Source organism: Streptomyces sp. Isolate_45 (genome assembly GCF_024721315.2).
Taxonomy (GTDB): Bacteria; Actinomycetota; Actinomycetes; order Streptomycetales; family Streptomycetaceae; genus Streptomyces.
Genome location: NZ_JANFAK020000054.1, coordinates 20,093 through 42,374, shown reverse-complemented (window position 1 = coordinate 42,374; position 22,282 = coordinate 20,093). Strand labels below are relative to the sequence as shown.

General features: G+C 72.9%; 19 protein-coding genes. 9 read left to right on the top strand and 10 right to left on the bottom strand.

What is annotated here, in order from left to right; genetic code table 11:
* Positions 1-307: 307 nt before the first annotated feature.
* Together NOD94_RS19230 and NOD94_RS19225 are read right to left on the bottom strand one after the other, a co-directional pair.
* Positions 308-2,785 (bottom strand): helicase-associated domain-containing protein, encoded by a 2,478-nt coding sequence (locus NOD94_RS19230; RefSeq protein ID WP_281207216.1) that lies wholly within the window; start codon positions 2,783-2,785, stop codon positions 308-310.
* A 174-nt stretch (positions 2,786-2,959) separates the two neighbouring features.
* Positions 2,960-4,393, bottom strand: a complete 1,434-nt coding sequence (locus NOD94_RS19225; RefSeq protein ID WP_281207215.1) for a DUF234 domain-containing protein — start codon at positions 4,391-4,393, stop codon at positions 2,960-2,962.
* 284 nt (positions 4,394-4,677) lie between these two features.
* Here NOD94_RS19225 and NOD94_RS19220 point away from each other — a divergent pair, with 284 nt between their 5' ends.
* Positions 4,678-5,658, top strand: coding sequence for an HNH endonuclease (locus NOD94_RS19220; RefSeq protein ID WP_281207214.1), 981 nt, complete (start codon positions 4,678-4,680; stop codon positions 5,656-5,658).
* 91 nt (positions 5,659-5,749) lie between these two features.
* Here NOD94_RS19220 and NOD94_RS19215 read toward each other — a convergent pair whose 3' ends face one another.
* Positions 5,750-7,543, bottom strand: a complete 1,794-nt coding sequence (locus NOD94_RS19215; protein ID WP_281207213.1) for a PP2C family protein-serine/threonine phosphatase — start codon at positions 7,541-7,543, stop codon at positions 5,750-5,752.
* Between the two features lie 268 nt (positions 7,544-7,811).
* Positions 7,812-8,837: a nuclease-related domain-containing protein gene (locus tag NOD94_RS19210; protein WP_281207212.1), complete on the bottom strand. Its 1,026-nt coding sequence runs from the start codon at positions 8,835-8,837 to the stop codon at positions 7,812-7,814.
* A gap of 507 nt (positions 8,838-9,344) precedes the next feature.
* Between NOD94_RS19210 and NOD94_RS19205 the strand changes: the two genes are divergently transcribed.
* The 3 genes from NOD94_RS19205 (at position 9,345) to NOD94_RS19195 (ending at position 11,075) form a co-directional block, all read left to right on the top strand.
* Positions 9,345-9,710, top strand: coding sequence for a hypothetical protein (locus NOD94_RS19205; RefSeq protein ID WP_281207211.1), 366 nt, complete (start codon positions 9,345-9,347; stop codon positions 9,708-9,710).
* Positions 9,698-10,324, top strand: a complete 627-nt coding sequence (locus NOD94_RS19200; protein ID WP_281207210.1) for an XdhC family protein — start codon at positions 9,698-9,700, stop codon at positions 10,322-10,324. Before NOD94_RS19205 ends, NOD94_RS19200 begins: the two co-directional genes overlap by 13 nt.
* A gap of 346 nt (positions 10,325-10,670) precedes the next feature.
* The gene (locus NOD94_RS19195; protein ID WP_281207209.1) at positions 10,671-11,075 is read left to right on the top strand and encodes a DUF6479 family protein; all 405 of its coding nucleotides are present in this window, start codon (positions 10,671-10,673) and stop codon (positions 11,073-11,075) included.
* Positions 11,076-11,165: 90 nt separating this feature from the next.
* Here NOD94_RS19195 and NOD94_RS19190 read toward each other — a convergent pair whose 3' ends face one another.
* Entirely contained in the window at positions 11,166-12,077 is a 912-nt protein-coding gene (locus NOD94_RS19190) for an ATP-dependent DNA ligase (RefSeq protein ID WP_281207208.1), read from the bottom strand.
* Positions 12,074-12,958, bottom strand: a complete 885-nt coding sequence (gene ligD / locus NOD94_RS19185; RefSeq protein ID WP_281207207.1) for a non-homologous end-joining DNA ligase — start codon at positions 12,956-12,958, stop codon at positions 12,074-12,076. The genes NOD94_RS19190 and ligD overlap by 4 nt, the downstream gene beginning before the upstream one ends.
* A gap of 31 nt (positions 12,959-12,989) precedes the next feature.
* Between ligD and NOD94_RS19180 the strand changes: the two genes are divergently transcribed.
* Positions 12,990-14,246, top strand: coding sequence for a Ku protein (locus NOD94_RS19180; RefSeq protein WP_281207206.1), 1,257 nt, complete (start codon positions 12,990-12,992; stop codon positions 14,244-14,246).
* Between the two features lie 228 nt (positions 14,247-14,474).
* Here NOD94_RS19180 and NOD94_RS19175 read toward each other — a convergent pair whose 3' ends face one another.
* Complete coding sequence (locus tag NOD94_RS19175) at positions 14,475-15,287, bottom strand: nuclease-related domain-containing protein (RefSeq protein WP_281207205.1); 813 nt, start codon at positions 15,285-15,287, stop codon at positions 14,475-14,477.
* A 185-nt stretch (positions 15,288-15,472) separates the two neighbouring features.
* Between NOD94_RS19175 and NOD94_RS19170 the strand changes: the two genes are divergently transcribed.
* The 3 genes from NOD94_RS19170 to NOD94_RS19160 all read left to right on the top strand — a co-directional run bounded on the left by NOD94_RS19170 (position 15,473) and on the right by NOD94_RS19160 (position 18,342).
* On the top strand, positions 15,473-16,114 hold the full coding sequence (locus NOD94_RS19170) for a hypothetical protein (RefSeq protein WP_281207204.1): 642 nt from the start codon (positions 15,473-15,475) through the stop codon (positions 16,112-16,114).
* A 216-nt stretch (positions 16,115-16,330) separates the two neighbouring features.
* Positions 16,331-17,101 (top strand): hypothetical protein, encoded by a 771-nt coding sequence (locus NOD94_RS19165; protein ID WP_281207203.1) that lies wholly within the window; start codon positions 16,331-16,333, stop codon positions 17,099-17,101.
* The gene (locus NOD94_RS19160; RefSeq protein WP_281207202.1) at positions 17,098-18,342 is read left to right on the top strand and encodes a HAMP domain-containing sensor histidine kinase; all 1,245 of its coding nucleotides are present in this window, start codon (positions 17,098-17,100) and stop codon (positions 18,340-18,342) included. The genes NOD94_RS19165 and NOD94_RS19160 overlap by 4 nt, the downstream gene beginning before the upstream one ends.
* A 704-nt stretch (positions 18,343-19,046) precedes the next feature.
* On the opposite strand, the gene NOD94_RS19155 is transcribed toward NOD94_RS19160, so the two are convergent.
* The 3 genes from NOD94_RS19155 to NOD94_RS19145 are packed head-to-tail and all read right to left on the bottom strand — an operon-like array spanning position 19,047 to position 20,993.
* Positions 19,047-19,316: a hypothetical protein gene (locus NOD94_RS19155; RefSeq protein ID WP_281207201.1), complete on the bottom strand. Its 270-nt coding sequence runs from the start codon at positions 19,314-19,316 to the stop codon at positions 19,047-19,049.
* A gap of 10 nt (positions 19,317-19,326) precedes the next feature.
* The gene (locus NOD94_RS19150; protein WP_281207200.1) at positions 19,327-20,040 is read right to left on the bottom strand and encodes a TetR/AcrR family transcriptional regulator; all 714 of its coding nucleotides are present in this window, start codon (positions 20,038-20,040) and stop codon (positions 19,327-19,329) included.
* A gap of 23 nt (positions 20,041-20,063) precedes the next feature.
* Complete coding sequence (locus NOD94_RS19145; protein ID WP_281207199.1) at positions 20,064-20,993, bottom strand: diiron oxygenase; 930 nt, start codon at positions 20,991-20,993, stop codon at positions 20,064-20,066.
* Between the two features lie 170 nt (positions 20,994-21,163).
* On the opposite strand from NOD94_RS19145, the gene NOD94_RS19140 reads away from it, so the two are divergent.
* Entirely contained in the window at positions 21,164-22,270 is a 1,107-nt protein-coding gene (locus NOD94_RS19140) for a ferritin-like domain-containing protein (protein WP_281207198.1), read from the top strand.
* Positions 22,271-22,282 lie beyond the last annotated feature (12 nt).

The window sequence follows — 22,282 nt, the reverse complement described above, 5'->3', positions numbered from 1 at the left end:
TGCCGCTCCTTCTGAACGCTTTGGAAGTGGAACCCACTCCCGCGATGGGTAAGCATGTGCGGGCAGCGCTCGCTCTGCCCGCACCGCGCACCTGGGCGCCCAGGTCTCCACAACCCGACGAGCAATGGGTCGGGTACGCGACACACCCTCAGCTTCCTGAGTGCTGGCTGCCCCAGCTGGGCCGCCGGACACGGCGAGCCCCCTGAACGGCCGTGGTCAGCACTGATCGCACCCGTCCCCACCCCTGTCGACCCGGTGCCGTGTGTGCCAGACGTGGGCACTGAAGGCGACGTCTGACGCGCGCCTCCTAGCCGGCCGCAGTGAGGGTGGCGGCCAGTTGGCGGGCGCTCGCAGGGGCGCCGCGACCCGTTTCACCGTAAGCAGCGTGAGCCTGGTCCAGGGTGGGCATGAGGCTCGGGGCGCGGACGATGGGGGCGCGGTCCAGGACGGTGGTGCCGGTTTCGGCCTCCTGGGTGGGGGCGTAGCCGGCGGTGCGCAGGGCGGCGAGGGTCTCCTCGGGAGGCGCCGTGGAGATCAGGACCGTGGGGGCGATCCGGCGCAGGCGGAGTTTGGCCAGGCTGCGGGACTGGGCCACCTCGGCGATCAGAGCGGTGTCGTCGGAGCGGATGCAGCAGGCGGAGCGGACGACCTTGAGTTGTCCGTGGGTGCGGGCGGTGTCCTTGATCGTGTAGGCGAGTGGTTGGGGGAGGGGGGTGTCGCGCTCGCTCGCCACCGTGAGGCGGTCGAGGAGTTCGTCCGCGCTCCAGCCGGCGTCCAGGGCCCGGCGGATGGAGGTTGCCGTGATGCGCCAGACCACCGCGTGGCCCTCGGACTCGATGTCGCCGACAGCGGAGAGCAGGTCGGCGAGGGCGGGCGCGGGCGCGCCGGTGACCGTGGCGGTCAGGTCGCTCTGGAACCGGGCCTTGTCGCTGGGCTCGGGCAGCGCTGCGTACAACTCCTCGCGGAGGGTGGTCACGGCATCCGTCAGGGTGGGGCGGAGGGCGAGGTCTTCACCCAGGCCCTCCGAGCCGCGGGCGGACGGGTCGGCGCCCGCGCCGGGCACTGCCGGGTAGTGGTGGGCGGCTCCCGCCTCCAGCAGTCGGCACAGGGCCCGCCCGGCGGGGGTGAGCGCGCCGTGGGCGACCACGCCGAGCAGGGCCGCCTCTGCCAGGGTGGCCGCCATGCGGTCGAGGACTCCGTCCAGGCCGGTCACCTCCCCCGTGGCGTCTGCGGCCAGATGGGCGCGCAGGGCGGGCTGGAACCATGCGGCCAGGGAAAGCAGTTCGGTGAATCCCCGCGCGTTCCCGGTCAGCCCGTGTCCGTCGGGGAGGACGGCGAGCGCTCGTAGGACCCCGGTGCGGAGGGTCACGGCGTCCTCGTCCTGCGGGCTGATGAGCGCGACCGGGGTCTCATCGGGGTCCGGCCAGTGGCTGAGCACTGCGGGGACCACGGCCCAGGCGGCCAGGAGCGGTAGCAGTTTGCCCGCTGCGGGTGCGGCGGCCCAGGCGTCGTAGCGGTCGCTCGGCAACAGTCGGGCGGAGAGCTTGGGGGCTTTGAGGTTCCGGCGGCCGCGGGAAGCGGGGGCGGGTTCGTCGTCCCGGGGCGCGGCCAGGCCGGCATTCACCGCGAGGTCCAGCCACAGCCGGGTGTCGGCCTCATCGGCTCCGGCCGCCTTGGCCAGCCGCCGCGTGTCCCGTACGGCGATCCCGCCCACCTTGCGGATCGCGACCGGCTGGGCGGCCAGCGCCCGCAGTACGAGTTCGGCCCGCCAGGCGGCCGCCGCTGCGGCCGTGCCACCCTCGCCTTCCCAGCCGGACGGCAGCGGCGCGGTGGCCGTGAACGGCTCCGGTTCCAGCCGGGGGCTGGGCGCCGCGCCCGCATCGCGGAGCGCACGGGCGACCTCGTACGGAAGTTCCACCAGGTCGAGGCCGGAAGGAATCAGTAGTCCGCGCACGGCCAGCCAGTCGGTGCCCTCGTCGCCGCTGCCGCCCTCCCGGAACACGTACTTGGCGTCCGGGCCCGCGTACTGCGACCCGTACCGGCCGGTGAAGCAGTGGGTCCGCAGCAGCGGCGGGCCGGGTACCAGGTGGTCGAGCAGTTCCAGCGCCCGGACCGGGGCGTCCGCCACCAGTGCCCGCACCCGGGCGGGATCGGCGAGCAGAGCAGTGATCAGCTCCTGAGCCTGGTCGCGGGTACGGGCCGCCCCCTCACCGAAGAGGCTTGCGGCGATCCGCTTGACCTCGGGGGCGTTGTAGGCGCTGGTCAGCAGCCGGTCGACCGTACGCCCGTAACCGTCGAACCCGGCGGCGCGGACGTGCAGCAGTGGTGGGAGCGCGAGTCGGCCCTTGGGCGCGGGGAGCAGCAGCGCGCGCTCCCGCAGCCGGGTGAGTGTGTGTTCCGCCCGCTGCCGCTTCTCCCCCGGCTCGAACCAGGACAGTACGTCCCGCTCGGGCACCCATCGGTCCGCGGGTTCCACCGGGGGAACGGGCTTCCGCTGTTGCCAGGGATACCGGGGTCCGTCCTCGGCCTCGTCACCGGCTACGGGGCCGTGCCGCTCCAGAGCAAGGGCGGCGATGGATGCGAGCAGTTCCAGTTCTCCGGCGGTGCCCGCCATCAGGCCCTGGCCCACCGACTCGTCGGTGAGCAGGTGTTCGGCGAGCTCGCGGAGGGTGGTGATCCGTCGGTACCCGGCGGCGAGCGGCAGATCCCGTTCCTCCAGCAACGCGGTCAGCCGCAGAGGATCCAGGGTCCCCAGCCATTTCACAAGGGCGGTGCGCGCATTCACCCGGCCAGGCTAGCGCCATCCGGTCACCCCGCGGGAGTGAACCGGGTCCGTCACCTCGCAGCCACGCAAAGGGGCTTCGATGTCCGGAAGGTTCCGAGAATGCGGTCGATGTCTCCCGTCACTGGGCGCCCGGGGCAGGTACATCACCATGACCGTGCTTGGCTGCTCCCCCGACTACCGCCAGGCACGGACAAGGTCCTCCGGACCCCAATGCGCCGCAAGAGGTAGACCGTCCTCGACACCGCAACGGGACACCGCAACCAGCGCCGTGCCCGGCTCGGCGCCGGGCACGGCGAGCATGTCTCGTACCAGGGCGTCGTACTCACGTCGGCCGAACGGCTGCGACTCCAACCACTTCACCGAGCCGATGAAGTGAACCTGCCCTGCGACGGGTTCACGGTCGGCTCCGATCAGGTCGATCTCCGGGTTGTTCTGCCGGTTCCACCAGCCCCCGACCGCCTCCGTCTGCGGCCACATCTCGTCGGGCAATAGCCGCAGCAGCGACTCGCGGACGACCGGCTCGACGGCCCGACCCCGCCAGGTCGTCCACGACCGCTCGATGCGCTCCAGCGCCAGATCGCCGCGACCGCGCTCGATGAGCGGGATCCCACGCTGCAGGAAAGCCAGCCAGAACCGGAGGTACGGATCGGCGATGCGATAGCGCTTGTTCTTGCTGTCCGCCTTGACCGACAGCGGCAGGTCAGCTGCCAGGACTCGCTTGGCCAGCAGCGTGTTCAGCAGCGGAGACAGCGTGCCCGAGGGCAGCGCGCCGGCACCACCGGCCTGCGCGGCAATGGTGGAGAAGGTCCGCTCGCCGCTGCCGACCGCTTCCAGGATCGCGCGCGAGTGGGACGCCTCGGGAAACTCCCCCAGCAGCGACAGTTCGCCCGCCACCAACAGCGGCGCAAGCGGGTTGGACACGGCCTCGCGCAGGAAGTCTCTGCGGCCCATCCCCGGCCTCCAGGACTGAACGATCTCCGGGAAACCTCCGGTGATCAGCAGCGCGTCCACCGTTTCCGCCGCGTCAAGGCCGGTCATCGCCTGCACATCGGCCAGATGCAGCGGCTGTACGGTCATCTTGGCCGCCCGGCCGAAGAAGGGGCGGCCATAGGACTGCAGCGCCTCCATCACCGACATGTCGCTGCCGACCAGGATCAGCAGGACGGGCTTGGCGGACAGGTGCCGGTCCCAGACCGTCTGCAGCGCCCCCTCGAACTCCCCGTCCTGCTCAACCAGCCACGGCACCTCGTCGAGCACCGCAATGCTCGGGACATCGTCCGGAATCGCGACCGCCAGGGAGCGCAGCGCCTGGTTCCAGTCGGAGGCCTGCAGCCCGGCCACCAGCTCAGCCCCGGGAAGAGGGGAATGCGCCAGCGTCGAGGCGAAGTCCGCCCGCTCGGCCACCGCGTTGCGTCCCCGGGTCGCCTGGAAGACCACGTACGGAAGCCCGGAGCGGTCGCAGAACTCCTGGACCAGACGAGACTTGCCCACCCGGCGCCGGCCCGTCACGGTTACAGCCTGACCACGCGTGGCCCCCGTACCGCTGACCACCAGCCCCAGCTGCCGAGTCAACTGATCCAGGTCGGCAGACCTGCCCTTGAACTCCATCAGCGCCCACCCCTAGCATTCATTAAACGTAGGTTCGATATTACGTAGATTGAATCTTACTTAGATCCTAGCTCGCTTCTGGAGCTCTCGCCGGCAACCCCGCCGATGCGGAGGGGAAGGGATCGGCGCACCGGCGCATCCCCGTCCCGTAGTCGGACCACCCCTACGACCGCATTCCCCACCTCGGCGGCGAGCACGGCTGCGGTCCCCGCCACCACCACGACGGACGCCCAACATTGGCGACCGTCGAGCCCGGTGTCAGCGCCTGTTCGTATGATCCCGCCATGGATGCGGTGGAGGTCGCCACAGCGATCGGACGGGGCAATGCTTGGTCGTTCTTGGTCGTAGGAGAGGAACGGCAGTTCCAGGGAAACGCCGGCTACGACGATGTCGTGGAGGAGTCCTACAGCTACGACTCGACCGTGGGAAACCATCGCCGGGTTGCAGTGGGTGATCTCGTCGTAGTCCGTACCGGCCGCGAAGCCCTTGGCATCGGGTACGTGGAAGAGTTGGAGGTGATCCCGAACCAGGAGAAGCCTCGTAGCCGATGCCCACAGTGTGGAAGCACCGGGTTCAAAGAACGGACGTCCCAGCAGCCCCGCTATCGCTGCAGCCCTTGCACCACTGTCTTCGATCACGCGAGGGTCGAGACGATTCACGTGACCAACTACAGGGCTCACTACGGCGGGACTTGGCAGCCCCTCGAAGGAAGCTTGGACAAAACACAGCTGGCCGATCTCAGCCTCAGCAAGTCCGACCAGCAGTCGATCAAGGCCATGGACAGGACGAAAACGCTTGCCGCGGTGGCCTCACGAGGAATCCGTCTCCCCCATCAGAGCCGGGGCACCCTTGGATCAGGGCACCGTCCCTTCGAATTGCCCGGAGGGCGCAGGCGGACAACGGCAGCGGCGCGACGCGGTCAAGATGCATTCCGTAGAGCCCTGGTCCGCCAGTACGGACTGGTCTGTGCCGTAACGGGTGCAGCACCTGCAGAGGTCCTCGAAGCCGCTCATCTTCGGCCGTTCGCGACGACGGAGCGACACCTCATCGAGGAGGGGCTGCTCCTGCGTTCGGACATCCACCGCCTCTTCGACAGCGGCCTCCTGGCCATCAGCCATGACCTCACTGTGCATGTCGCACCGAGCATTGCAGGCCACACTGCATACAGCCCCTTGAACGGTTCGTCCCTGCAGATTCCGGAGGCTGCCCCCCTGGATCGCGCGGTGGTTGCGGAGCACCACGCCGCAACCACCGCCACATGGTGAGGCATATGTTCGCGGCCACTTGTGGACACAGACTCACGGCGCACTTGTTGAACCGCTCCCGGCCTGCTGAAACGCCCCAGGTTCACGAGGCTCAGGACCGGTATGCGGGGAGGGTGGATTCTGTGGGGGGTGCTTCGCGGGAAGGGGCCCCGACGACGTCGGTGGGGGTGAGGACTTTCACTGCTACCAGGCAGGTGTCGTCCGCGAGTTGGTCCTTTTCGTACGAGGTCATCAGGGAGTCCAGGGTTTCTTGGGCGCCGAGGCCGGAGCAGGTGGCCAGGCGGCGGCGGAGTTCCGCGATGCTGTCCGTGATGTCCTCGTCCCTGCGCTCGACGAGGCCGTCGGTGTAGAGCAGTACGAGGTCGCCGGTGTTCAGAGCCAGGGTGGCGGTGGCGTAGCGGTTGCCCGGCAGCATGCCCAGCAGGGGTCCGCGGTGCGAGGCGTCCAGCACGGTGGCTTCGTCGCCGCGGAGCAGGAGGGGCGGGGGGTGGCCGGCGCACGCCCAGGTGAGGCGCCGCTCTCGGTCGATGTGTCCGATGACGGTGGTCGCCGTCTCCGCCGACGGGTCGGCGCACAGCAGCTCGTTGAGCCAGGTGGTCAGGTCGCCGGCGTCGGTCCCCGGCGCGTGGGCGAGGCCGGCGAGGGCGTGGCGCTGCTGCGCCATCCGCGCGACGGCTCCCAGTCCGTGGCCGCAGGCGTCCCCGACGGCGAGCAGGATCCGGCCGTCCGGCAGGGCTCGGCACTTGTACCAGTCCCCGCCGATGGCGGCGTGCGGTTCCGCGGGCAGGTAGGCCGCGGCCACCGCGTAGCCCAGGCCGGCGATCTCCGTGGAGTGGGTCGGCAGGAGCGCCTCCCGCAGGACCGATGCCACGCGCCGTTCGGCGGCGACCTGCTCGCGGAGCCGTTCGCGTTCCCGGCGCGTCCGGGCGAGCCGGTCGCGGTAGCGGACCTGGGCGGTGAGGTCGCGCGTGATCAGGTGGAGCGCCCAGGGGACGGCGTCGTCGTCCGTCACCGGGCGGCCGAGGACGTGCAGCGTGCGGATGTCGCCGTGGGCCTGGAAGCGGATGTCCTGGCCCGGTGGTTCCTCGCCGTCGAACAGGGCGCGCAGCAGTCGTCCGAACGTGGGGACGTCCTCGGCCGGCACGGTGTCGCACAGCTCCATCAGCGTCATCGGCCGCCCGGGTTCGGTACGGAAGATCGCGGCGAGGCCGTCGGACCAGGTCGCGGTCCCGGAGAGCAGGTCGAAGTGGGCCCAGCCCATGCCGGCGATGCGTTGCGCCTCCAGGGACATCAGCTCGGCGAGCTGTTGCGCGGGGCGCCAGGTGGCGAGGACGTGGCCGTTGCAGGAGGCGGCGTCGTAGAGCAGTTTGGTGCGGTGCAGGCCGTCGGGCCGCCGTTCGGTGTAGTCGACGGGGTGGGCCTTGAGGGCGCGGCCCGTGCGCAGGACCTCCCGGAGCGCGTCGAGGAGGCCCGCGCCGTCGGCGCCGGGGCGCACGTCGAGGAGGCGTTCGCCCACGTGCCGGTCGGGTGCGTCGAGCCACTCGGAGGAGCGGACGTGGTTGCCGGCTCGGATGCGGAAGTCGACGGTACGGCCGCGGTCGTCGGTCACGGGCGCGAGCAGGGCGGCCGACACGGGGATCGCGGGCAGGGTGGCGCACACGCAGGCCCAGGGGTCGTGCCCCCGGGCCGCATCGCCGCAGCCGTGCCCGCGATCGCCGCCGGCGCCGCAGGGGCACGCCTCGTCGGCTGCCGGCTCCCCCGCATCCGGGGCGGGGGCCTCTCGGCGCACTCCGGCCCTGCGGGCCGCCGCGGCCCGGAGGGCTCCCACCTCACCGGCGATGAGCTGCTTGAGTCCCTCAGGGTCCTGGGGAACGGCCGGGCCCATAGGTCGCCTGCTTTCTCCGCGCGAAGCGGCTCCCCGCCATCGGCCGGCGCGGGAGACGTACGCCCATGCTGCGCACGCCTCCCGCGCCGGCGCACGTCGGCGACCGGCGGCGCGGTGCCCCGTGCGGGGGCCGTCGGCGGCCGGGTGGGTACGGGCGTGGGCGCGAGTACGGGCGCGGGCGCGGGTACGGGCGCGGGCGCGGGTACGGGCGCGGGCGCGGTAGGGCGCGGATGCGAGTGCGGGCGCGGTACGCGGTGTTCCGAGCGTGTCAGGGGGCGAGCCAGGCCCTTCGGTGGCGGGCGACGGCGTACACGATGTCGACCTGTTCCGGGGCGAGCCGTCCGGTGAGGGGGCCGAGGGAGGCGACTTCCCGTTCCCGGTAGACCCGGACCCGGAGTTGGGTGGCTGCCCTGGGGATCTCCCGGGCGCCCACGAACACGAGGACCGGCTCGACCTCCACCGGGAACGGGCAGTGCCGCTCCAGGACGCCGCGGGCGAGGGCCGCCTCGGCCCGACTCCGGGCCGGGTAGGGGTGGGGCGGCCCGTGGTCGACCTTGACCATGTCGTCGCCCACCCATATCGACTTCCCGCGGAAGTTCTTGGTGTTGACGGTGAAGACCCCTCCCGGTCCGACGAGCAGGTGGTCGATGTCGCCGCCCCGGGTGAGGGGGATCGAGTGCAGGACCTTCCAGCCCTGGGCCCGGAGTCGCTCGAGTTCCGCCCCGGCGATGCGTTCGCCCGCCAGTCCCTTGAACCAGGAGTCCCACTCGGTCTCGCGCCGCAGGAGCCGGTCCAGCGTGCGCCTGAACCGGCTCGGCCCCTTCGAGCGGAGCATCTCCTGGATTCCGGAGCCGGGTCGGTTGCGCGCCAGGTCGTCGGGCGCCCTCAGGGGCGGCAGGTTCCGTGGACCGGTGCCGCCGCGGTGTGCGCGGGGCCCGGGTCGGCCCGGGTGCGGCAGGGCGGGGGTCGGGGCTGCGGGTACGAGTGGTGCGGGCCGGGGTGGTGCGGGCGCGGGTACGTCGGGCCCGGGGCGGTGGCGATCGGCCTCGGGATGGGTGGCGGGTTGCGCGTGCGGGGGTTGCGGGGGCTGCGCGTGCGTGGGGGGCGCGGGCTGCGCGTGCGGGGGTTGTGGGAGGTCCGCCAGGTGTCGCCTGAGCAGGGCGAGCGCCTCCGGACGGTGCTCCTCCGCGAGAACCGTCACCTTGCCCGTACGACAGTCGGCCCAGGCGACGGCGGCGCCGTCCGGCAGGTTCACGTACAGCCGGTCGTGACCGGACTTCCGCCAACGAGACACCTTCAGCCGCCCCACACCGCCCCCTGACCCCGTCACGCCCCGGTGTCCATGGGAACAGCCGGATCGCGCCCCCACAAGATGACCTGCCCGCGCCCGATGACCCCAGGCCCCGCGCCCCGCCGGTGGCCGGCGGCAGCGGACGCGTGGCTTCGCGGAGGTGGCCGACGGACGGTGGTCCGTCGTACGGGTCACCGGGCGCGGAGGGGAACCGTCGGGGCAGGGCCCCTGCGGTCAACGGACCGCGTGCGGCGCCGGGTTCGGCGGCCGCCGTCGCTCGGCGGCTGCGGCAACGGTGGTCGTGGTGGCGCCCGGGGCGGTGCGGGGCTCGGGGAGGGGCGGGCGGGGTGGCGGGTTCCGGTGGTCCGTACGAGGGGTGGGGGTGGGGTCTGTGGGATTTGGGGGGTGGGGTGGGGGTGGGGGCGTGCGTAGGGTGGTTGTGGAGGCCGCCTTGTGTTGTTGACCAGGCACTTTGCGGGTACGTAGCGCGTAGAGGATGGGGCGACGAGCATGCGTGAGCTGGCGGAGACGGCGCGGCAGTGGGTGTCCGAGGGGCGGGCCGGGTTCCTGGCGCGGCCCGTGACCGAGCAGGGGTTCGGGCCTCGGGATCCTTCCGGGGCGGTGCTCGTGGACGCGCGCGGGGAGTGCGTCGGGGCGTTGTACCGCGGGGTGTTCGACGCCGAACTCGTCGCCGAGGCAGGGGCCATGACGCCGGGGCGCACGGCCCGGGTGTGCGAGGTGTCGGTCGGCGCGGGGGAGGCCGTGGAGGCCCGGCTGACGTGTGGCGGGCAGGCCGAGGTGCTGCTCCAGCCGCTGACGGAGATCCCGGCCGAGTGGTGGGAGCTGCTCGGGACGGGGCCGGTGTGGCCCTCGTGACCCGGTTGGACGAGACCGCCGAGAACGCCGTGAGCCGGGTCGTCCGGGTGGGCGGGACGCCGGCCGACGATGCCGAGCGGCGGGCCGGGGAGCTGCTCGGGACCCGTCGGCCGGGTCGTGACGCGCTGTACGGGGGGTCCGGGCTGGTGCTCGTCGAGGCGTACCCGTCCGCGCCGCACGTGGTGATCGGCGGGGGCGGGGAGCTCGCCGAGGTCATCGGCAGGCAGGCCGCGCTGCTGGGCTGGGAGGCGGTCACCGTGCACACCGCCGCGGAGGCGGGGAAGGTGCTCGGCGAACACCGGGACGCCGCCTGCCTGGTGCTGCTCAGCCACGAGCCGGACTTCGACGTGCCGACCCTGAGGACGGCGCTCGCGCTCGGGATCCCGTACGTCGGCGCCCTCGGTTCGCGGCGGACGACCGCGCGGCGCCGGGAGGGGTTGATCGCGGCGGGGGTCGGCGAGGACGGTCTGGCCCGGGTGCACGGGCCGATCGGCCTGGACCTGGGCGCGAAGACCCCGGCCGAGACGGCCCTGGCCATCTGCGCCGAGATCCTCGGGGTGCTGGGCGGACGGGGAGCGCAGGGGCTGCGGGATTCCGACGGTCCGCTGAGGTGACGGTGACGGGTGACAGTGGGCAAGTGACAGTGGGCAGGTGACAGGTGGCAGGTGGCAGGTGAGCCGCTGAGGCCTGCCGGCCGGTGCCGGTAGGGGTTCCGCTGCCGTGCCGCCCGCCGGGATGCTCGGCCTGCCGGGCGGCGCCGGGGGCCGGGGTCCCGGGGATGCCCGCGCCGGCGCCCGACTCACCCGTCCGGCGTACGCGGCGTGCGGGGCCGGCCGGGGTCCCGGTGGCACCCGTCCGTACGCGGTTGAGGGCGTTCCGGGGCGGCCTCCCGACGGAGGCGTTCGCGGATTGTTCGCACCACCCGCGTGAATTCGGGGCGAATGCGGGAAAATAGGACGTATGAACACGAGCCTGAACACCCTCGCGCTGGACACGGCGCTGAGCGACATCGTGTGGTTCCTGGCCATCGGGATCATCGTGGTCGGCTTCCTGCTCGGCGGATTCATCCTGGGCAAGCGGGTCCGGAACCAGGAGCCGGCGCCACCCACCGCCGAGAGCCAGCCCCACCTGCCCGAGGGCGGGGCGGTCTACGAGGTCCGTGAGGAACGCGAGTCCGTGGAGATCCCGGAGGGCGGCCTGCGGCCCCACGAAATGCAGGGCTACGGCAATTTCGGCTCCACCAGCCACAGCCACCAGGACGAGGCCCGCGCCGAGCGGGAGTCCGGGTACGAGCACGTCGAAGGACCTCACCCGCACACCCAGCCCGGAGCCCCGCCCGACGCGGGACGTGGCGCGCACGCCTGACCTCGGCCCCCTCTCCCCCCTCTGCCGCCTCGGCGCGACCGCCGCCGACCACCCACGGACCGGACCTCTGACCCGCGAGACCCTCGCGGGTCAGAGGTCCGTGCGCAGCCGGAGCACCTCGGGCGGCGGGTGGCGGGCCGAGCTGTGGCGGACCTCGGCGGCCAGGGGCGGGTCGAGCGGGCGGTACGGCACCTCGCCGAGCCCGATGGCGGTGACCGTGGCCCCGGCCGGGGCGGTCCGCGCGCGGGCGGCCACCGCGGCGGCCAGCTCCGTGCGCAGGCCGGCCGCCAGCGGGCTCGACACGAGCGGCGCCCCGTCCTCCTCCCCCGGCAGGACCAGTACCAGGGCCACCGGGCGGGCCGGGGCGCCGGTGTAGCCGATGGCCGCCGCGTCCCGTACGTCGGTGTGGCGGAGCTTGCGCCAGGCGCGCCGGCCGGCCGGGTAGGGCTGGTCCAGCCGTTTGACGACCAGGCCCTCGATGCCGCTGGCCGGCAGGGTCTCGTACCAGGTCTCGGCCAGCTCCGGGTCGGTGGTCATCGGTACCGGTTGGAGCGGCGGACCGAGCGGGAGCAGCAGGTCGACGAGGAGGGCCCGGCGGCGTTCGTAGGGGCGGCCGCGCACGTCCAGCCCGGCGAGCTCCAGTACGTCGAAGGCCGCGTACGAGGCGGGCAGGCTCTGGGCGAGCACGGCGGCCCTGGCGGCGGTGGCGGCGGCCGCACGTCGCTGGACGAGCGCGAAGTCGGTCCGACCGACGTGCCAGACGACGACCTCCCCGTCCAGGACGGTCCCGGCGGGCAGCAGGCGGGCGGCCGCCGCCAGGTCGGGGAAGGCCGCGGTCACGTTGCGGCCGGAACGGGCCTGGAGCAGCACGTCCGCCGCCGTCCGCACGATGACCATGCGGTGCCCGTCGAACTTCGGCTCGTAGGCGAGACCCGCCCCGCGCGGCAGGGTCCGTACGGCGGTGGCCAGCGCGACCCGTACGGGCCCGGCGGCCGCGGTCACGGCAGCCTCCCCGCCAGGGCGGGGTCGAGCAGTGGCGCGAGGAGATCGCCGTCGCGGGCGAGCCGGGGCGGGATGTCGTCGGCGAGGAAGACCAGGTCGGAGCCGGTCCGACAGGCGTCGACCTCCTCCCAGGAGACGGGTGCGGAGACGGTCGGCAGCTCGCGGGCGCGCAGGGTGTAGGGGGCGGCCGTGGTCTTGGCGGCGGCGTTCTGGCTGTGGTCGACGAAGACCTTGCCGGGGCGCAGCGCCTTGGCCATCCGGTGCACGACCAGGTCGGGAAGCGCCCGTTCGGCCTCCTGGGCGAGGGCCTTCGCGTACGCGGACACCAGCTCGGAGGGGGTGGGCTCCAGGGCGACGGCCAGGTGGAGGCCCTTGGAGCCGGAGGTCTTGGCGTAGGAGTGCAGGCCGTCGGCGGCGAGGCGGTCGCGCAGCCAGAGGGCGGCGGCGCAGCATTCGACGACGCCGGCGGGCGGTCCGGGGTCCAGGTCGAGGACCATCCGGTCGGCGACGGCGGGCCGGCCGGCCGTCCACTGGGGGGTGTGGAACTCGACGACCAGGTTGGCCGCCCACATGAGGGTGGGCAGGTCGTCGACGATCACCTGTTCGGCCGATTCGTCCTCGGAGCGGGGGACGCGGGCGGTGCGCACCCAGTCGGGTGTGCCGGGCGGCGGATTCTTGGTGAAGAACAGCTGGCCGTCGGGTCCGTCCGGATAGCGCAGGAAGGAGACCGGCCGGTCGCGGACGTGCGGGAGGAGGGAGTTCGCGACGGTGGCGTAGTAGTGCAGCACCTCGCCCTTGGTGAAGCCGGTCCGCGGGTACAGGACCTTGTCCAGGTTGCTGAGCGCGATGCGACGCCCCTCCACCATGGTGATCGGCGTCATACGATGAGATTGCCACGAATCAGGAGGAACCGTGCGATCCATTTGGAACGGGGCCATCTCCTTCGGCCTGGTCAGCATTCCGATCAAGCTCGTGAACGCCACCGAGAGCCACTCGATCTCCTTCCGTCAGATCCACCTCGCCGACGGCGGGCGGATCCGCTACCGCAAGGTGTGCGAACTGGACGGCGAGGAGGTGTCGGGCGCCGACATCGGCAAGGGGTACGAGGAGGCCGACGGGGCCGTCATCCCGATCACCGACGAGGACCTGGCGCAGTTGCCGATCGCGACCGCCCGGACGATCGAGATCATGTCGTTCGTCCCGTCGGAGGAGATCGATCCGCTCCAGTTGGACGCCGCGTACTACCTCGCGGCGAACGGGCCGACGGCCGCGAAGCCGTACACGCTGCTGCGGGAGGCGCTGAAGCGGAGCCGGAAGGTGGCCATCGCCAAGTACGCGCTGCGCGGCCGGGAGCGGCTCGGCATGCTGCGGGTCGTCGATGACGTGATCGCGATGCACGGACTGCTGTGGCCGGACGAGATCCGAACCCCGGAAGGGGTGGCCCCGGAGGCGGACGTCTCGGTGCGGGAGGCCGAACTCGACCTGGCGGACGCGCTGATGGCGACGCTCGGGGAGGTGGAGATGGCCTCGCTGCACGACGACTACCGGGAGGCCGTCGAAGCGATGATCACGGCGAAGGCGGGCGGGGCGTTCGAGCCGTCGGAGGCGGTGGTGGAGCCGGCCGGGGGCCAGGTGATCGACCTGATGGCGGCGCTGGAGAAGAGCGTACGGGAGGCCAAGGCCTCGCGCGGCGGCGCCGACCCGGGCACGGACGCGGAGGCGGAGGCGGACGACGGGTCCGCGGCCGCCCGGGCCCCGGCCGAGGTGACGCCGATCCGGCGGCGGGCGGCGCCGACCGCGCCGAAGGCGGTCGGCGGGAAGAAGTCGACGGCGTCCACGGCTGCCGGGAAGGCGGCGGGGACGGGTACGGCCCGGAGCACGAAGACGGCCAGGTCGGTCAAGACGGCCCCGGGATCCGGCAAGGCGGCCGGGTCCGCAGGGTCCCCGAAGGCTTCCGGGACGAGCGGCGGAACCAAGTCGACGGCGAAGAAGACCACTTCGGCGGCGGGGAAGAAGGCGACGGCGAAGAGGACCACCGCCACCACCACCGCGAAGGCCGCCACCAAAACCGCCTCCAGGGCCACCGCCAAGGCCACGGCGAAGAGCGGCGGAACCGCGAAGGCCAGCACGCGCGAGGCCTCCCCCACCCGCAAGAAGGCCTCGGCCTGAGGCGCGGGACACGGAGCACGGGGCACGGGGCACGGGGGCGCCGCGCGGCGAAGTTCCGAACCGGTGGACACGCTACCCGGACGGCCCCTCGCGGTAGATCCCGTCGTGGGAACCTCGGCCTGACGGGCCTCGGACCGACCGGCCGGGCCTGACCGGCCCCACCGGCCCCGCCGGACCCGCGCGCCCGGCCCGGTCGGGGTGGTGCCGCCCCGACCGGGCCGACGTGCGTCACCCCCCGCGGCGGGCACCCCGCCAGGTGCCGAGGTCGCGGCCGAGGGTGAAGAGGGCTTCGACGTCCGGGAGTTTGAGGGTGACGGGGGCCTCCGCGAGGGCGATGACGGCGGTCGGGGACTGGAGGACGCGGACGTCCCGCAGGGTCGGGGCCACTTCCAGGCGGGAGGCGTCCGCCACGACGAGGACCGGGACGATCGGCACGGAAAGGGCCCGGGTCGCGCGGGCGGCCGCGCCGCGTATCCAGCGGGGATCCGGGCGGGGTTCGGAGCGACCCACCGCCAGCTGGAGGTCACCGATGTGGACGCGCTGGCGGCGCCCCGGGACCGACAGGATCGCGAACACCCCCGGCGGGCCGATCAGCAGGTGGTCCAGCAGGCCGAGCCCCGGGATCGGGACGTCGTGCACGGCCCGCCAGTCCGCCGCTTCCAGGGCCTCCAGCTCGGCACCCGTCCGTTGCCGCGCCTGGAGGTCCTGACGCATCCGGTGCCGGGCCCGGCTGCCCGGTGAGCCGTGGGTCAGCTCGCCGATCAGGCTCTCCCCGGGGCGGTTCGGGGCCAGGTCCTCGTCCGGAGCGAGCACCAGGCGGCGGAGCTCGGCGGCGGTGGGGACCGGGGGCGGCCCCAGTGTCCAATCGCCGGTCAAGTACGGGCGCAGGGCGGCCAGTACCGCCTCGCGCTGGTCGGCGGCCAGCAGGCTGACCCGGTTGGGTTGCCGGTCGTACCAGGCCACCGCCCGGCCGTCCGGTCCGTTGACGTACAGCCGGCCGCGGCCGGGCCGGCCGCTCGGCAGCACTCGCAGTCCCCGCATCGTCCTCACCCCCGCCTTCCATGGGAGCAGGCGGCGGGCCGCGGGGCAATCCCTCGACTGTGTAACGACTCCGTCGGGTCCCTGCCGCCCCGCTGTTACAAGAACACGGCCGTACCGCAACGGCCGCCGCCTACTTTTGGGTTCCCCGGACCCGCGCCGGACCCGATCTGCCCCGAAGGACTTCCGTGAACTCCGCCCGCCGCCGCACCCTCGTCCGCGTCGCCGTCGTGACCGCGTGCGCCGCCGGTCTGCCGGCCCTGACCTACGCCGCCGCGGCCGCGGACCCGTTCACCGACGCGGCGCCGGCCGCGTCCTCGACGCAGCGGACCCTGGTCAAGAGCATCGCCCTGGCGGACGGCCGGTCGACCGCCAGGATCTACCGGCTCGCGCAGGACGCGTACCAGGCCGACATCCTGCGCGCCGGGGTCACCGTGGCCACCCTGACCAGCCGTGACGGATCCACCGGTTTCGGCAGCGCCGGCGAGCTGCACGCCGCCCTGCGGCCCGACGGCCGACTGACCTCCTGGGTCGGTGACGGCCGACCCGGTGACGGCGCCCACGCGGTGGACGCGGGCGGGCACAAGACCGGTACGCGCAGCGGGCACGTGGTCCCCGCGTCGGCGCGACACACGGACGGCGCGGGGGGCCGGGCGGACGGGGCCGTGGAGGGCGGGGCCGCCGGTACCGCCGAGGCGCTGCGGCTGAACACCCTGGCCGACGGGCCCGGTGAGGGCATGCTGCTGCTCGCCGCGGGCGGCGGGATCGCGGCCGTCGGCGCGGCCGGTCTGGGTTTCGCGATGCTGCGCCGCGGGCGCTCGGCGGGCTGAGGCCCGGGGCGGTGCGCGCGGGCGTGGCCGGTGGCCGGTACGCCGGGCTGTGCGCGGGGCGGGGCGGGGTGGTGCGGGGCGGGGCGGGGTGGTGCGCGGGGCCGGGCTGGGCGTGCGCGGGGCGGACCGATCGACAAATGGGGCGTACCTCTGCATAAGGTTGGCGGGATACCGACCGTCGACGCCTTCGTAGCGCGGAGAGGAGCCCTTGCCGCCGTGGCCGTTCCCGTGATCCCGGGCCGCTCGCGCACGCCGCGTCGCGCGGGCCGTCTGCTGCTCCTGGCTCCGCTGCTGCTGCCGTTGGCGGTGGGGTGCGGCAACACCGGCGGGCTGGTGCCGGCCGGGCCGACCCCGACGGCGAGCGGACCCGTACACCTGTGGCCGGAGCGCAAGGGGGCCGCCGTACCGCCCGCCGATCCGGGGGGCGCGCCGCCGCAGTACGTACCGGGTTTCCCGCCGGTCGCCGACCAGGACGTCCACGGGGTCGACCCCGTGGCCCTGGTGCAGGCCGAACTGCGGGCGTACCCGGACACCGCAGTGGGGCCCGACGGTATGTACCCCGAGACCGCCGCCGCGGTGTTGGCCTGTGGGAAGGAGGGGTCGGACCCGGCGAAGTGCCCGGTGCTGGCGCCCTACTACCGGGACCTGACCGGGAACGGCAAGGACGAGCTCGTGATCGGCATCGAGTTCCCCGACCGGATGATGTCCGTACGGGTCTACACGGCGGATCCGGACGGCCGGCTCAACCGGATCATGGCGACCACGGAGACCGTCGTCGCGGTGGAACTGGCCGGCCAGGACGTGATCCTGCGGGTGCCCAGCGGGAACCCCGGGTACGAGCTGATCACCGCCTGGTCGTGGGACGCGAAGCAGCGGTCGATGCTGCCGACGCGGGAGCAGATCGTCCGGATCCCGGCGAAGCCGCCGGCGTCGTCGAGTCCGCAGGGGCCGTCCCCGTCGCCGTCGTCGGGGGCGGGCGGCCGGTGAGGGTGCGGCTGCCGGCGTGGACGGCGACGCTGACCTGGAAGTCGGCGTGCTTCATCGTGGTGATGTGCTGCTCGCTGGCGGCGGTGCTGGGCGTGCTGGTGCACGTCGAGGTGACCCGGCAGACGGTGGCGACGGCCCGGGAGAAGGCCCTCGGCCGGCTCCACGACGCCTCGCGGGCGTACGAGGCCGGCGAGGTCCTGCCGCCCGAGTCCGGGCTGGACCCGGCCGGGCTGCCGCCGGAGTTGCGGGACCTCGCGTTGGGCGGCCGGCGCGGCACGGTGGTCGCCGACTACGAGGGACGGGCCGTGATGTGGGCCGCCGCGCCGGCCGACGGACGGGCCCTGGCCGCCGCCGTCGACTACAGCCAGAGCGCACGGACCATCAGTGGGCTGGACAACGCGATCATCGGCTCGTCGGCGCTGGCCCTCGGGGGGACCCTGCTGGTGGGGGCGTTCGCGGTGACGCGGGTGACGCGGCGGCTGCACCAGACGGCGACGGTCGCGCGGCGGATCAGCCACGGTGACCTCGACGCGCGGGTCGGCGACCCGCGCACGAAGGACCCCGGGCGGCGTCAGGACGAGGTGTCGACGGTGGCGGGGGCGTTGGACACGATGGCGGGCACGCTGCAGGACAAGCTGCTGCGGGAGCAGCGGTTCACGGCGGACGTCGCCCACGAGCTGCGGACGCCGTTGACGGGGTTGCAGGCCGCGTCCGAACTGCTGCCGGAGGGACGGCCCACGGAGCTGGTGCGGGAGCGGGTGCGGACGATGCGGCAGCTGACCGAGGACCTGCTGGAGATCTCGCGGTTGGATTCGCGCAGCGAGGTCGTCGAGACGGATCTGCACCAGTTGGAGCGGTTGGTGCGGAGGGTGGTCCGGGGGACGGCCTCGGTGGGGGTGACGGAGGTGGTCGTGCGGTGCGACGCGCACGTCGAGACGGATCGGCGGCGGTTGGAGCGGGTGCTCGGGAACCTGGTCGTGAACGCGCACAAGCACGGGCGGCAGCCGGTGGTGGTGACCGTGGACGGGCCCGTGGTGACGGTACGGGACCACGGGGACGGGTACCCGGACTACCTGCTGGAACGGGGGCCGCAGCGGTTCCGGAGCGGGGGGAAGGGGCACGGGCTGGGGCTGACGATCGCGGTGGGACAGGCGGAGGCGATCGGGGCGCGGCTGGAGTTCCGGCGGGCGGAGGGGGGCGGGGCGGAGGCGGTGCTGACGCTTCCCACGCCGCTGCCCTGACCGGGCGGGGGGGGGTGGGGCGGGGGCTTGGCTGCGGGTGGGTCGGGGAGGGCGCGGGGTGCGGGTAGGGGTGGGCTGCGGGTGGGCCGGGGGGGGGCGCGGGGTGCGGGTGGGGGCTTGGCTGCGGGTGGGTCGGGGCCGGTGCCGGGGTGGGGTGTCGTCCGGGACGGGCATGATTTATGGCGCCCTGTCAGAGCCGGATTCGCCGGGCGGTACCGCGCGCCAACAAATCACGTTTTAGTCCCGGACGACACCCCACCCCGTCCCCGGCCCCGACCTGCGGCCCACTGTTCCGTCCCGCCCCGCCACACTCGGCCTCGTGGTCCCGCTGATCCAGCCTCGCCGGCGCCGGTCCGGCACCGCCGGCACTGATTCAGCCTCGCCGGGGCCGATACCGCACCGCCGGCACCGCCGGCACCGCCGGCACCGATTCAGCCCCGCCGGCGCCGATTCAGCCTCGCCGGCGTTTGAGGCGCGGGGTCCGGGGCGGAGCCCCGGGGGTCCGGCGCCCCGCGCCGATCGGCCCGCCTGCGCCGCCCCGCACACCCAGCCCCGCCGACGGTGGTCCCGCCCATCCAGCCCCGCCGGCGATTGAGGCGCGGGGTCCGGGGCGGAGTCCCGGGAGGTGGCGTCGTGCGACCTGCCGCGCTCGATCGGGGGCACCCGGACCGCCGGTTCCCGCGCCCGAACAACGACCGGCCAGGTCAGGGGCGGGGAGGTTTGGTCCACGGCCAGCGGGGTTTGGGTTTGACGCCCGTCGGGGTGAAGGCGTACTTCCAGCCCTTCTGGAGGCCCAGGCGCTTCGAGTAGCCCGCCGGGACGCGTTCGTAGAGGAGGACCGTCGGGGGGCCGCCGTCGGCGTCGGGGACGGGGATCTCGTACCACTTCGGGGGGTGGCCCGTCGGGCCGACGAGGATCGGGAGGACCCTGCCGTCCATGGGGCCGCCCTCGAACGGGGTGGGTTCGCTTCTCACCCCTCCAGTGTCACAGCAGGTGGGCGGCCTCGGAGACCACGGGGATCACGCGGCGCGCGAGGACCCCGACGGGTCCGTCCGCCGATTCCAGGGCGAGCGCGGCCCGCGCGGCGGCGGCCGTTTCGGGGTCGGTGGCGGCGGTGGCGGTGAGCAGGGCGATGAACTGGTCGACGAGCCAGTCGCGGAGGGTGTCGACCTCCGGCTGCTTGCCCTCGTCGATCCAGATGAGGGAGGCGGCCTCGACGGCGGTGATCCAGGTGCGGACCATCATGCGCAGGCGCGGGCCGGGGGCGGGGACCGCGAGGTGGAGCAGGATCTGTTCGGCGGCGGCGCGTCGGATTCCGTCCACGGTGGCGGTGGTGCGGGAGGTTTCGACGACGCTGCCGCCCTGGAGGAGGGCGGCGAAGCCGGCGTCGTGTTCGTCGACGAAGGCGAGGTAGCGGTCGAGGGCCCGGGACAGGCGTTGGGTCAGCGGGCCGGCCTGGGGTTCGGCGAAGCAGAGTTGGAGGAGGTCGGCCGCCGAGCGCAGGGCGGCTTCGTAGAGCTGCTGCTTGCCGCCGGGGAAGTAGCGGTAGACGAGCGGGCGGGAGACGCCGGCGGCCTCGGCGACGTCGTCGAGGGAGATCTCCTCCGGTGCCCGGTGCGCGAACAACGACAGGGCGGCGTCGAGGAGCTGGGCACGCCGCTCCTCGACGCTCAGTCTGCGGTAGGCGCGTACGGTCATGCACGCAGCGTAGACGACGCCCCTCAGGCCAGGAGGCCGGAGCTCTTCCACAGTTTCCGGCCGACTCCGCGCATCATGCCGATGTCGTCGAGGAAGTCGGTGAGGCGCTTGGCGCCGGTCTGCATGACTTCCCGGCGGTGGCCGCTGGCCTTGACCTGGGCGACGGCTTCGCGGCGGTCGAGGCCGATGTTGTCGTAGACGGCCGGGTTGACGAACGCGAGGGAGAAGACGCGGGCGGCCTCGCCGCAGCTGATCCGGGTGAGTTCCTGTTCCCAGCGGGGGGCCGTGAGCATCTGGCGGCGCAGTTCCTCGCGGGCGTAACGGACGTGCCGGGCCTCCTCGATGACGTGGATGCGGGTCACGCCGCGCACGAGGGGCTGGATGCGCTCGTCCGGGAAGGTGAGGCGCTGCATCCAGTCGAGGATCTCCTCGCCGAGGAGGGTGCAGGCGAAGGAACCGGGGGTGGTGGAGACCGTCTTGAGGATCCGGGCGAGGTTGTGGTTGGTGCGGGAGACCGGGTAGGCGGGGGCGCCGCCCTTCTGGATCATGCGGGCGAACATCATCGAGTGCCGGCATTCGTCGGCGATCTCGGTGAGGGCGTAGCGGACGTGGTTGCTGGTCAGCGACTTGTCGTAGATGTGCCGGACCAGCAGTTGCATGAGGATGATCTCGAACCAGATGCCGAGGGAGCCGAGTGCGGCGGCTTCGTGGCGGGAGAGTTCGATGCGCTGCTCCTCGCCCATCCGCTTCCACAGCGGGGTGTCGTAGAGGGAGAGCAGTTCGGGCGGCCAGTAGTACTTGCCGTCGACCGTCGGGGCGTCCCAGTCGAGTTCCTTGTCGGGGTCGAAGGAGTGCTTGGCCGAGGATTCGAGCAGGCGCTCAGCTATCTGCTCACGGTCCTTCAGCTCGCCGAGGGCGTCCCTCAGCACGGCTCGCTGCGTCACGGTGGTCATGGCTTCGGGCACCTCGTGGTCGGGGGTTACCGGCGGTCTCCTCTTATGAGACTGCCTGTCAGCAAGGTCGTCAATCCCTCGCGCGCGACTTGTTGACCCCGCGTCTACCAACGTGTGACGCTGCCAACTGTCCGGTCCGGTACGGAAGTACGCGAGACGAGGAGGCGTCGGTGTCGACGCATGAGCTCTACACGAACGACCCGGGCGAGGGCGTCTGGCAGATCCCCGCCTCCGGTTCGGCCCGCTTCAGCTGGGAGTACGACGGCGGCCGGGAGCGGCTGCTCGCGCTCTACCAGAAGGGCAAGGACAAGCAGTGGGACGGCGCCAAGCGCATCGACTGGGACATCGAGGTGGATCCGTACGATCCGCTCGGCACCCCCGACGAGGTCCTCACCCTGTACGGAACCCGCCACTGGGCCGGGATGACCGACCGCGACAAGGGCGAACTGCGCCGGCACTACAGCGCCTGGAACTTCAGCCAGTTCCTGCACGGCGAGCAGGGCGCGATGGTGTGCGCGGCACGCATCGTGGAATCGGTGCCGGACCTGGACGCGAAGTTCTACTCCGCCACCCAGACCATGGACGAGGCACGGCACGCGGAGGTCTTCGGGCGCTTCCTCCACGAGAAGGTCGGGATGCTCTACCCGATCAACGACAGCCTCCAGGGACTGCTCGGCGACACCCTGCGCGACTCCCGCTGGGACATGCCCTACCTGGGCATGCAGGTGCTCATCGAGGGGCTGGCGCTGGCCGCCTTCGGGATGATCCGCGACACGACGGACAAGCCCCTGCCCAAGCAGATCCTCGCGTACGTGATGCAGGACGAGGCCCGCCACGTCGCCTTCGGACGGATGGCCCTGCGCGACTACTACAAGCAGCTGACCGACGCCGAACTGCGCGAGCGCGAGGAGTTCGTCATCGAGGGCTGCTACCTGATGCGGGACCGGCTGCGCGGCGTGGAGGTGCTGGAGAACTTCGGCATCCCGAGGCGCGAGGCGGAGGAGTTCAGCGAGCAGTCGGAGTTCCTGCACCTGTTCCGCAAGCTGCTGTTCAGCCGGATCGTGCCCTGCGTCAAGGACATCGGCCTGTGGGGCGAACGCCTCCAGAAGGCCTACCTCGACATGGGCGTCTTCGACATGGGCAACTCCAACCTGGACCTGCTGATGACCCAGGACGAGGAGATCGCCGAGGCCCTCGACCGCGAGCGCTTCGCCGCCGAGGAACGCGACCGGGTGGCGGAGGTCGAGGCGACCGTCCGCGAGGGTGGGGCGGAGTAGGGCTCGGTTCGT

Bases quoted from the DNA above. Each gene is read 5' to 3' on its own strand.
- NOD94_RS19225 (WP_281207215.1), bottom strand. From the start codon at position 4,393: ATGGAGTTCAAGGGCAGGTCTGCCGACCTGGATCAGTTGACTCGGCAG.
- NOD94_RS19220 (WP_281207214.1), top strand. From the start codon at position 4,678: ATGGATGCGGTGGAGGTCGCCACAGCGATCGGACGGGGCAATGCTTGG.
- NOD94_RS19215 (WP_281207213.1), bottom strand. From the start codon at position 7,543: ATGGGCCCGGCCGTTCCCCAGGACCCTGAGGGACTCAAGCAGCTCATC.
- NOD94_RS19205 (WP_281207211.1), top strand. From the start codon at position 9,345: ATGCGTGAGCTGGCGGAGACGGCGCGGCAGTGGGTGTCCGAGGGGCGG.
- NOD94_RS19195 (WP_281207209.1), top strand. From the start codon at position 10,671: ATGAACACGAGCCTGAACACCCTCGCGCTGGACACGGCGCTGAGCGAC.
- ligD (WP_281207207.1), bottom strand. From the start codon at position 12,958: ATGACGCCGATCACCATGGTGGAGGGGCGTCGCATCGCGCTCAGCAAC.
- NOD94_RS19175 (WP_281207205.1), bottom strand. From the start codon at position 15,287: ATGCGGGGACTGCGAGTGCTGCCGAGCGGCCGGCCCGGCCGCGGCCGG.
- NOD94_RS19150 (WP_281207200.1), bottom strand. From the start codon at position 20,040: ATGACCGTACGCGCCTACCGCAGACTGAGCGTCGAGGAGCGGCGTGCC.
- NOD94_RS19145 (WP_281207199.1), bottom strand. From the start codon at position 20,993: ATGACCACCGTGACGCAGCGAGCCGTGCTGAGGGACGCCCTCGGCGAG.